Raw genomic sequence first — 7,702 nt, 5'->3', positions numbered from 1 at the left:
CAGTGGAGCGGTTTCGCCTACGGTGGGGTTGGAAGCGTTGGTGGGCCCGGGTGTGGGGGCTGCAGCGCGGTTGGCGGCGGGTGGGTTTGTGGTGGCTGCTGGGTTTGATGCTGCCGGGCAGTATGTGCAGAGCGGCACCGTGCGGCCTCAAAGGCTAAGTGAATTTGCGTGTTGACGGAAGTAATCCGTGAGCCGACGCGAGGAGACGCATGAATGAGACAGCCTCAGACAGGGGAGAAACCGTTTGCCAACCGCAAGAAGAAGCGGCCCGAGGACTACGGCATCTATTGCTCCAATGACAGGGTCAGCGTAGACATCTCCCGCCAAGGAAAACGCCTGAGAAAGGCGTTCATGTACTCGGTTCACGGGCCCGATGGTGCGCTGAAGGCTGCCCGAGCCTGGCGAGACCAATTGATTGCAACGGTGCCCTTGCGGTACAGACGCGATCTTGCTCAACGGCCCAAGAAAAACAGCAAAGGCATACCAGGTGTGTTCTGTGTTCGCCATGCGACGGGCGAACCGCGGATGTGGGTGGCCACCACTCAGCTGGCGCCAGGGACCATTCTTTCCAAGGCGTTCAGCACAGGCCGCTATGGACGCAACGCCAGGAAGATGGCCATTGCCGAGAGAGCCCTGCAGCTGGAATTGATGCCGCTCAACGTGATCACGGGGGGGATGTCATCTGAGCTTGCAGCGGTCGTCCCGCGGTACCGGGGAACGCCAGCGCCGATCGATCTGCCGTATGACGAATCGCTCCTGCAAGTTCCCGAGATACCTCCAGAGGTGTCTGTAAAGCGAATCAAGTCTGGCTATTCGGGGGTTATTTGCGAGCTGAACCAGGCACAACAGCCGGTGGCCTGGGTTGCCCGGACCAGGGTGGGCGGGGTAGAGCAAAAGAAGGCTTTTTCCATCCGCGTTTATGGAACGGGCAACGCCAAGAGGCTTGCGGTGGATGAGCGCCTTGCCCAATTGCGGCGAGCGCGCGCGGCAACGCCATTGCGATGAAAACACTTTGACGCAGCTGGAGAAACCGTTGGAAGGGGCTTGCCTTGTATCGCACAGGGTCAGCAGCGCATACGGAACTGTTGATCGCGTGCTTTTTTGCGCTCGGCGCTGATCCAGTCTTGCATCTGTCCTGACTGAGGTTGCCGCGCCATGGCGTCATAGTGCTTTACCCTGGCGTCAAGTGCATCGCACGAGGTTGTTGGACTGGCTTGGTGCTGCTGAACAATGGTGACGCTTCGTGTGACACCCGGTGAGGTGTTTCGCCCGTTCAACTGCTGCCGACCCAACTCAACCTGCTGATCAAATGGCATGCCCTGGGGTACCGTCATGATCCTCTCCACCAGGCTGTTGCGTTCTCGGCAATGGGTGTTGGCCCAGAACTTCCCGCCGTTGTACGCGCGGCAGTAGTAAAGCTCGGCGCTCAGGCCGGCTGACGAGAACGTCGTCATAGCAATGAATGCTGCGATGCATCGCATGAAGCCTCCCCCTTGTGATCCTGGTTTTTGTGTCACTGCATTCTATGAAGGCGATGCAAAGATAGTTGGCTCTCATCGAATCAAGACGACCGGCCTCGTGAGGTGACGCGTTCCCGAGGCGTCCCCGCTCCTTCGCGCTGCCTTTGCGTCGGCCACGCCTGCATGCTGAACGCATCCGCCAGAAAGTCGATCATCAGCCGCACCTTGGGCGAGATGAATTTGCGCGACGGGTAGACCACGTACACGCCGAGCTCGATGGACTTGAATGCCGGCATCAGTTCCACCAGCGCGCCCGCCTGCAGGTCCGTTCCCACCAGGAAGGACGGTTGAAGCACGATGCCCTGGTGGCGCAGGGCGGCGGTGCGGCAGGTGTCGCCGTTGTTGCTGCGCATGCGGGGCGACACCTTGACCGTGACCGGGCCGTCGGGCCCCGTGAACCCCCAGTGGTCGCCCATGGAGAACAGGCTGTACGCCACCACCTGGTGGTCTGCCAGTTCGGCCGGGTGGCGCGGCGTGCCGTGCCGCCGCAGGTAGGCGGGCGACGCGCACAGCACCAGGCGGGTGCTGGCGATCTGGCGGCTCACCAGACTGGAGTCGGGCAGGCGGGCAATGCGCACCGCCATGTCGAAGCCTTCGTCCACCAGGTCGACCACGCGGTCCGACAAGGTCACGTCCAGCATCACTCTCGGGTGACTGTCCATGAATGCCGCCCACAGCGGTGCCAGGTGCAGCAGGCCGAAGGTGAAGGGCGCGTTGATGCGCAACAGCCCGGCGGCCTCGCCACTGCGCGAGGTGATCTCCGCCTCGGCCTCGTCCACCGTGGTCAGCACCTCCTTGCAGCGCAGGTGGAACACCTCCCCCTCGGGTGTGAGCGAGAGGCGCCGCGTGGTGCGGTTGAGCAGGCGCACACCAAGGTGCGATTCCAGTTCGGCCACGTGCCTCGACACAGCCGCGCGCGACATCGGCAGGGCGTCGGACGCGCCCACGAAGCTGCCGGCGTCCACCACCGCCACAAACACCCGCATCGCTTCGAATCGGTCCATTTATCTCAATTCAAGGAACAGTTTGTCTCATTGAATCATGTTTATCTCTGGATGTGGAACTTTTAGAGTGCAGGCATTGGTTGAACCCAGGAGAACCTCATGAACCGCCTGCCCACGCTTTTCGTTTCCCACGGTGCGCCCACCTTCGCGCTGGAGCCCGGCCTGGCCGGCCCGCGCCTGCAGGCGCTCGGCCGTGCCTTGCCCAGACCGCGCGCGGTGCTGGTCGTCTCGCCCCACTGGATGACGCGCGGTGCCCGCGTCGGTATGTCCGGGCAGCCCGCCACCATCCACGACTTCGGTGGCTTTCCGCAGCCGCTGTACGAGATCGCCTATCCCGCCGCCGGACACACCGCGCTGGCGCAGCGCACGCTGGACGTGTTGAAGCAGGCGGGCTGGATGGTGCAGGGCGAGGAGCACCGGGGCCTGGACCATGGCGCCTGGGTGCCGCTGCTGTACCTCTACCCGGACGCGGACGTGCCGGTGTTCCAGGTCTCGCTGCCCATGGGGCTGGACGCCCAAAGTGCCTGGGCCTTTGGCCAGGCACTCGCGCCGCTGCGCGATGAAGGTGTGCTGGTGGTCGGCTCTGGCAGCCTCACGCACAACCTCTACGAGTTCCGCGCCGGCCATGGGCATGAAGAGGCCTATGCCACCGAGTTCGTGGCGTGGGTGCGCGAGGCCGTGCGGCAAGGGGACAGCGAACGCGTGCGCCGCACGCTCGACGACGCGCCCCACGCGCAGCGCGCCCACCCGACCACCGAGCACTTCCTGCCGTTGCTGGTGGCCGCCGGTGCGGCCGGCGAAGGCACGGTGGCGGAGGTGATCGATGGCGGCATCACCCACGGCGTGCTGTCGATGGACAGCTTCGTGTTCGCATCATGAGCGATGCCATCGTCATCCAGCGGCCGGCGGCTGCGAGCGGGCTCATCCTGCTGTTCCATGGGGTGGGCAGCCAGCCCGCCGATCTCGTGCCGCTGGGCCAGGTGCTGGCGCGCCAGCATCCGTCGGCCTGTGTGGTGAGCGTGCGTTCGCCCCACCCGTCGGGCCTGGGTCGGGGCTGGGAGTGGTTCTCTGTGCTGGGTGTCACCGAGGAGAACCGCCCCGCGCGCGTGGCCAGCGCCATGGCACCGTTTGCCGACACGGTGCGGCACTGGCAGCGCCTGAGCGGGGTGGGCGCGGCCGCCACCACACTCATCGGCTTCTCGCAAGGCGCCATCATGGCGCTGGAGTCCACCCGGCATGCGCCTGCGCTGGCCGGCACCGTGGTCTCCATCGCGGGCCGCTTCGCGCAGGCGCCCACGGCCCTGGCCGCAGGCACGCGCGTGCACTTCATGCACGGTGACGCCGATGGGGTGATGCCGGTGCATCTCGCACTTGAGGCGCACGCCGCGCTGTCCGCTCTCGGCGCAGCGGTGACGCTCGATGTGTTCCCCGGCCTCGGCCACGGGGTGGATCAACGCGTTCTGGAGGCGATCCTCCAGCGCCTGGCGCCGGCCACCACGGCCTAGCGCTCCTGCCCGGCCGGCGCGACCTGCCGCGCCATGAACACCTGGTGCAGCGTGATCTTGCGCACCTCGACCTGGCTGGCCTCGATGTGAGAGCGCATCAGCAGGTCGGCGCGGTCGGCCTTGCGCGCGAGGATGGCGCGCAGGATCTTGGCGTGTTCGTCGTAGGTGGCGTCGATGCGCACCTGCTTGAGGAAGTCCAGCCGGCGGATGATGCGGATGCGCTCGGTCAGCTCGTGGTGCACGCGCGCCATCTCGGGGTTGCCGGCGGCGCGCACGATGGCTTCATGGAAGTCCTCGTCCCACTCGGCCACCTGAACCGCATCGCTGCTGCGTTCGGCCACCGGCACCAGCCACCGGTCCTTGAGCGCCTGCAGGGCCGGGCCCGAGGTCTCCACCTCCTGCTGGCACAGGCGCTGAACGGCCGTGGTCTCCAGCACCATGCGCAGGTCGTAGAGCTGGTCGAACTTGTCGAAATCGAACGGCAGCACACGCCAGCCGCTGCGGAACATCACCTCCACCAGACCTTCCTGCTGCAGACGGGTCAGCGCCTGGCGCACCGGCGTGCGCGACACCTCGAGGCGGTTGCACAGCTCGTGCTCGCTGAAGCGGTCGCCCGGCACCATGCGGAACTCGGCGATGTCGCGTTTGAGCTGTTCGTAGACCTCGCTGGCGCGTGAGCGATGGACCGGCGCGAGCGGCGCGGTGACAGGGCGGCGGGACGTGGTGATGGGCACGGGGAAACTCTATCAGGCCGTCGTCTTCAGGGTGGTGATCAGTTGTGCGCTGGTGGCCGTCCAGCCGACGATGGCGCCCTGCGCGCGCAGCATCTCCACAGCCGCCGCCTTGAAGTGTGGGAAGTAGCTTTCGGTGCAGTCTTCCAGCAGCAGGCAGTCGTAACCCCGGTCGTTGGCCTCGCGCATGCTGGTCTGCACGCACACCTCAGTGGTCACGCCCATGAAGATCAGGTGGGTGATGCCGGCCTGCTGGAACTGCGCGTGCAGCGTGGTGCCGTAGAACATGCCTTTGCCCGGCTTGTCGATCACGGTCTCGCCGGCCACGGGCGAGAGCGCGGGAATGATCTGGTTGCCTGGTTCGCCCGCCACCAGGATGCGGCCCATCGGCCCCACGTCGCCAATGCGCAGGCTGGGGTTGCCGCGCAGGCGCTTGGCCGGCGGGCAGTCGGACAGGTCGGGCTTGTGGGCCTCGCGCGTGTGCACCACCATGCCGCCCGCGCGCCGCCACGCACCCAGCGCGGCCTGGCACGCAGGAACGATGGCCGCGAGGAGTGACACGTCGTTGCCCAGCGTCTCGCCGAAGCCGCCGGGTTCGATGAAGTCGCGCTGCATGTCGATGATGACCAGCGCGGTGTGCGCGACGTCGAAGTCGTACGCAAAAGGTCGGGCGTCGATCTGCATGTTCAATGGCCTCCGCCCATGTGGGCTCCGAGTGTCTGCCGGTTCGCGGATTCGCCGGGTGTCTCGAACACGATGCGGCCCTCGCTCATCACCACGATGCGGTCGGCCAGTTCCAGCAGCTCGTCCAGGTCTTCGCTGATCAGCAGCACCGCGCCGCCTTGTGCCCGCACGCCGCGCAGCCGGCCGTGAATTTCCTTCACCGCCGCGAAGTCCAGCCCGAACACCGGGTTGGCTGCGATCAGCACGCTGATCTCGCCATGCAGCTCGCGCGCGAGCACGGCGCGCTGCACGTTCCCGCCCGAGAGGCTGCGGATCGGCGCGCCTTCGCCCTGTGTCTTGATGCCGTAGCTGGCGATCCATTCGCGAGCGCGGCTGCGCCAGTGGCCGAAGCGCAGGCGCCCGCCGCCGCACAGGGGCGGGCGGTCGAAGTCGCGCAGGGCCATGTTCTCGGCCACCGAGAGCTCGCCCACGCAGGCGTTGCGCAGCGGTTCCTCGGGCAGGCTGCGCACCTTCAGGCGGTGGTTCTCTTCGCGCCGCGCGTGGTAGGGCTGGCCTTGCACCGTCACCGCACCAGCCGCGCGCGGGCGCTGGCCCACCAGGGCTTCCACCAGTTCGCGCTGGCCATTGCCGGAGACCCCGGCGATGCCGAGGATCTCGCCCGGCGCCACGGCCAGGCTCAGGTCCTGCACGGCGAGCGTGCCCCGGTCGCCCATCACCTGCAGGCCTTGCACCTGCAGCGAAGCGGGCGCACCTGGCCCTGCCGGTGGCAAGGCCGCGCGCGTGAGCTCGGGTCCGGTGGCGGCAGCGGATTCGCCCACCATCGCCTGCGCCAGCAGCGCCGGGCTGGTGTCGGCCACGGCGCAGTGGTGCACGGCCCTGCCCCGGCGCAGCACGGTCACGTCGTCCGCGTAGGCCATCACCTCGCGGAACTTGTGCGTGATGATGAGCACAGTGCACAACCCGCTGCGCGCGAACTGGCGCACGTGGCCCAGCACCTCGTCGGCCTCCTGCGGCGTGAGCACCGAGGTCGGCTCGTCGAGGATCAGCAGGCGGGGTTTGAGATACAGCTGCTTGAGCAGTTCCAGCTTCTGTTTCTCGCCGGCGGCCAGCGACTGCGGTCGTGCGTCCAGGTCAAGCCGGAACGGGGTGGACGACAGAAAGCGCTCCAGGTCGGCGCGCTGCTGTTTCCAGTCGATCACCGCCGGCGTCTTGCCGCCGGCCAGCAGCAGGTTCTCGGCCACGGTCATGCCCGGCGCCAGTGTGAAGTGCTGGTACACCATGCCGATGCCCAGCGCACGCGCCACCACCGGGTTGGGAATGGCCTGCTCCCGCCCGTCGATCAGCACGCTGCCCGAGGTGGGGCGCTGGAAGCCCGCCACGCATTTCACCAGCGTGCTCTTGCCCGCGCCGTTCTCGCCCAGCAGCGCGTGCACGGTGCCGGGCGCCACTTTCATGCTCACACCGTCCAGCGCCTTGAAGCTGCCGAACTGCATGCCCATCTCGTAGGTGTCCAGCGCGAGCGCGCCCGTGGGCAGGGGCAGGCCGCCGATGGGGGTGTCGGCGCTCATGCGATCGCTCCCAGCACGTCGTCGGACGTGGCGTGTGCACCGAACACGCCACCCTGCATGGTGATCATCTTCAGCGCTGCCTCGTGGTTGCCCTTGTCGGTCGCTGCGGTGCAGTCCGAGAGCAGCAGGCACTCGAAGCCACGGTCGTTCGCGTCGCGCATGGTGGTGTGCACGCAAACGTCGGTGGTGATGCCGGTGAGGATCAGGTTCTGGATGCCGCGCGTGCGCAGCAGCAGCTCCAGGTCGGTCGCGTAGAACGAGCCCTTGCCCGGTTTGTCGATGATCGCCTCGCCTGGCAGCGGCGCCAGCTCGGGGATGATCTCCCAGCCCGGCTCGCCGCGCACCAGGATGCGGCCGCACGGTCCGTCGTCGCCGATGCCCACGCCGTCGGTGCCGATCTGGCGCGAGCGCCAGCGCTTGTTGGCCGGCAGGTCCGAGAGGTCAGGCCGGTGGCCTTCGCGGGTATGGATGATGTGATAACCCGCCTCGCGCATGCCGGCCATCAGCACCTTCAGCGGCGCGATGGGTGCTCGCGTGAGCGAGATGTCGTAACCCATCTTGTCCACATAACCCCCCACGCCGCAGAAGTCGGTCTGCATGTCGATCACGATCAGCGCGGTGTTGTCCGGCCGCAGGTCGCCGTTGTAAGGCCACGCATACGGTTTGGCATCGACGAAACGTTCCATGTCC

At 66.9% G+C, this 7,702-nt stretch carries 9 protein-coding genes; 3 read left to right on the top strand and 6 right to left on the bottom strand.

What is annotated here, in order from left to right; all coding sequences use genetic code 11:
- Positions 1–213 precede the first annotated feature (213 nt).
- Complete coding sequence (locus tag J2X09_RS18995) at positions 214–1,005, top strand: hypothetical protein (RefSeq protein WP_204734727.1); 792 nt, start codon at positions 214–216, stop codon at positions 1,003–1,005.
- 59 nt (positions 1,006–1,064) lie between these two features.
- Here the strand turns inward: J2X09_RS18995 and J2X09_RS18990 are convergent, their stop codons facing one another.
- Both J2X09_RS18990 and J2X09_RS18985 read right to left on the bottom strand, forming a co-directional pair.
- On the bottom strand, positions 1,065–1,454 hold the full coding sequence (locus tag J2X09_RS18990; protein WP_204734726.1) for a hypothetical protein: 390 nt from the start codon (positions 1,452–1,454) through the stop codon (positions 1,065–1,067).
- Positions 1,455–1,561: 107 nt separating this feature from the next.
- On the bottom strand, positions 1,562–2,524 hold the full coding sequence (locus J2X09_RS18985; RefSeq protein WP_204734725.1) for a LysR family transcriptional regulator: 963 nt from the start codon (positions 2,522–2,524) through the stop codon (positions 1,562–1,564).
- Positions 2,525–2,623: 99 nt separating this feature from the next.
- On the opposite strand from J2X09_RS18985, the gene J2X09_RS18980 reads away from it, so the two are divergent.
- Positions 2,624–3,403, top strand: a complete 780-nt coding sequence (locus J2X09_RS18980) for a dioxygenase family protein (RefSeq protein WP_204734724.1) — start codon at positions 2,624–2,626, stop codon at positions 3,401–3,403.
- A complete protein-coding gene (gene ypfH, locus J2X09_RS18975) occupies positions 3,400–4,029 on the top strand; it encodes an esterase (RefSeq protein WP_204734723.1) in 630 nt (209 codons plus the stop codon). Before J2X09_RS18980 ends, ypfH begins: the two co-directional genes overlap by 4 nt.
- On the opposite strand, the gene J2X09_RS18970 is transcribed toward ypfH, so the two are convergent.
- The 4 genes from J2X09_RS18970 to biuH are packed head-to-tail and all read right to left on the bottom strand — an operon-like array spanning position 4,026 to position 7,698.
- Complete coding sequence (locus J2X09_RS18970; RefSeq protein ID WP_310309017.1) at positions 4,026–4,763, bottom strand: GntR family transcriptional regulator; 738 nt, start codon at positions 4,761–4,763, stop codon at positions 4,026–4,028. The genes ypfH and J2X09_RS18970 overlap by 4 nt on opposite strands.
- A 12-nt stretch (positions 4,764–4,775) precedes the next feature.
- Complete coding sequence (locus tag J2X09_RS18965) at positions 4,776–5,444, bottom strand: cysteine hydrolase family protein (RefSeq protein WP_204734722.1); 669 nt, start codon at positions 5,442–5,444, stop codon at positions 4,776–4,778.
- Between the two features lie 2 nt (positions 5,445–5,446).
- Positions 5,447–7,012: an ABC transporter ATP-binding protein gene (locus J2X09_RS18960; protein WP_204734721.1), complete on the bottom strand. Its 1,566-nt coding sequence runs from the start codon at positions 7,010–7,012 to the stop codon at positions 5,447–5,449.
- The gene (gene biuH, locus J2X09_RS18955; RefSeq protein WP_204734720.1) at positions 7,009–7,698 is read right to left on the bottom strand and encodes a biuret amidohydrolase; all 690 of its coding nucleotides are present in this window, start codon (positions 7,696–7,698) and stop codon (positions 7,009–7,011) included. Before biuH ends, J2X09_RS18960 begins: the two co-directional genes overlap by 4 nt.
- Between the last annotated feature and the right edge of the window lie 4 nt (positions 7,699–7,702).

This window comes from Hydrogenophaga laconesensis (assembly GCF_031457235.1).
GTDB classification, from domain to species: domain Bacteria; phylum Pseudomonadota; class Gammaproteobacteria; order Burkholderiales; family Burkholderiaceae_C; genus Hydrogenophaga; species Hydrogenophaga laconesensis.
This window is presented reverse-complemented; position numbering and strand designations above follow the sequence as displayed.

Bases quoted from the DNA above. Each gene is read 5' to 3' on its own strand.
- biuH (WP_204734720.1), bottom strand. From the start codon at position 7,698: ATGGAACGTTTCGTCGATGCCAAACCGTATGCGTGGCCTTACAACGGC.
- J2X09_RS18990 (WP_204734726.1), bottom strand. From the start codon at position 1,454: ATGACGACGTTCTCGTCAGCCGGCCTGAGCGCCGAGCTTTACTACTGC.
- J2X09_RS18965 (WP_204734722.1), bottom strand. From the start codon at position 5,444: ATGCAGATCGACGCCCGACCTTTTGCGTACGACTTCGACGTCGCGCAC.
- J2X09_RS18985 (WP_204734725.1), bottom strand. From the start codon at position 2,524: ATGGACCGATTCGAAGCGATGCGGGTGTTTGTGGCGGTGGTGGACGCC.
- ypfH (WP_204734723.1), top strand. From the start codon at position 3,400: ATGAGCGATGCCATCGTCATCCAGCGGCCGGCGGCTGCGAGCGGGCTC.
- J2X09_RS18995 (WP_204734727.1), top strand. From the start codon at position 214: ATGAGACAGCCTCAGACAGGGGAGAAACCGTTTGCCAACCGCAAGAAG.
- J2X09_RS18960 (WP_204734721.1), bottom strand. From the start codon at position 7,012: ATGAGCGCCGACACCCCCATCGGCGGCCTGCCCCTGCCCACGGGCGCG.
- J2X09_RS18980 (WP_204734724.1), top strand. From the start codon at position 2,624: ATGAACCGCCTGCCCACGCTTTTCGTTTCCCACGGTGCGCCCACCTTC.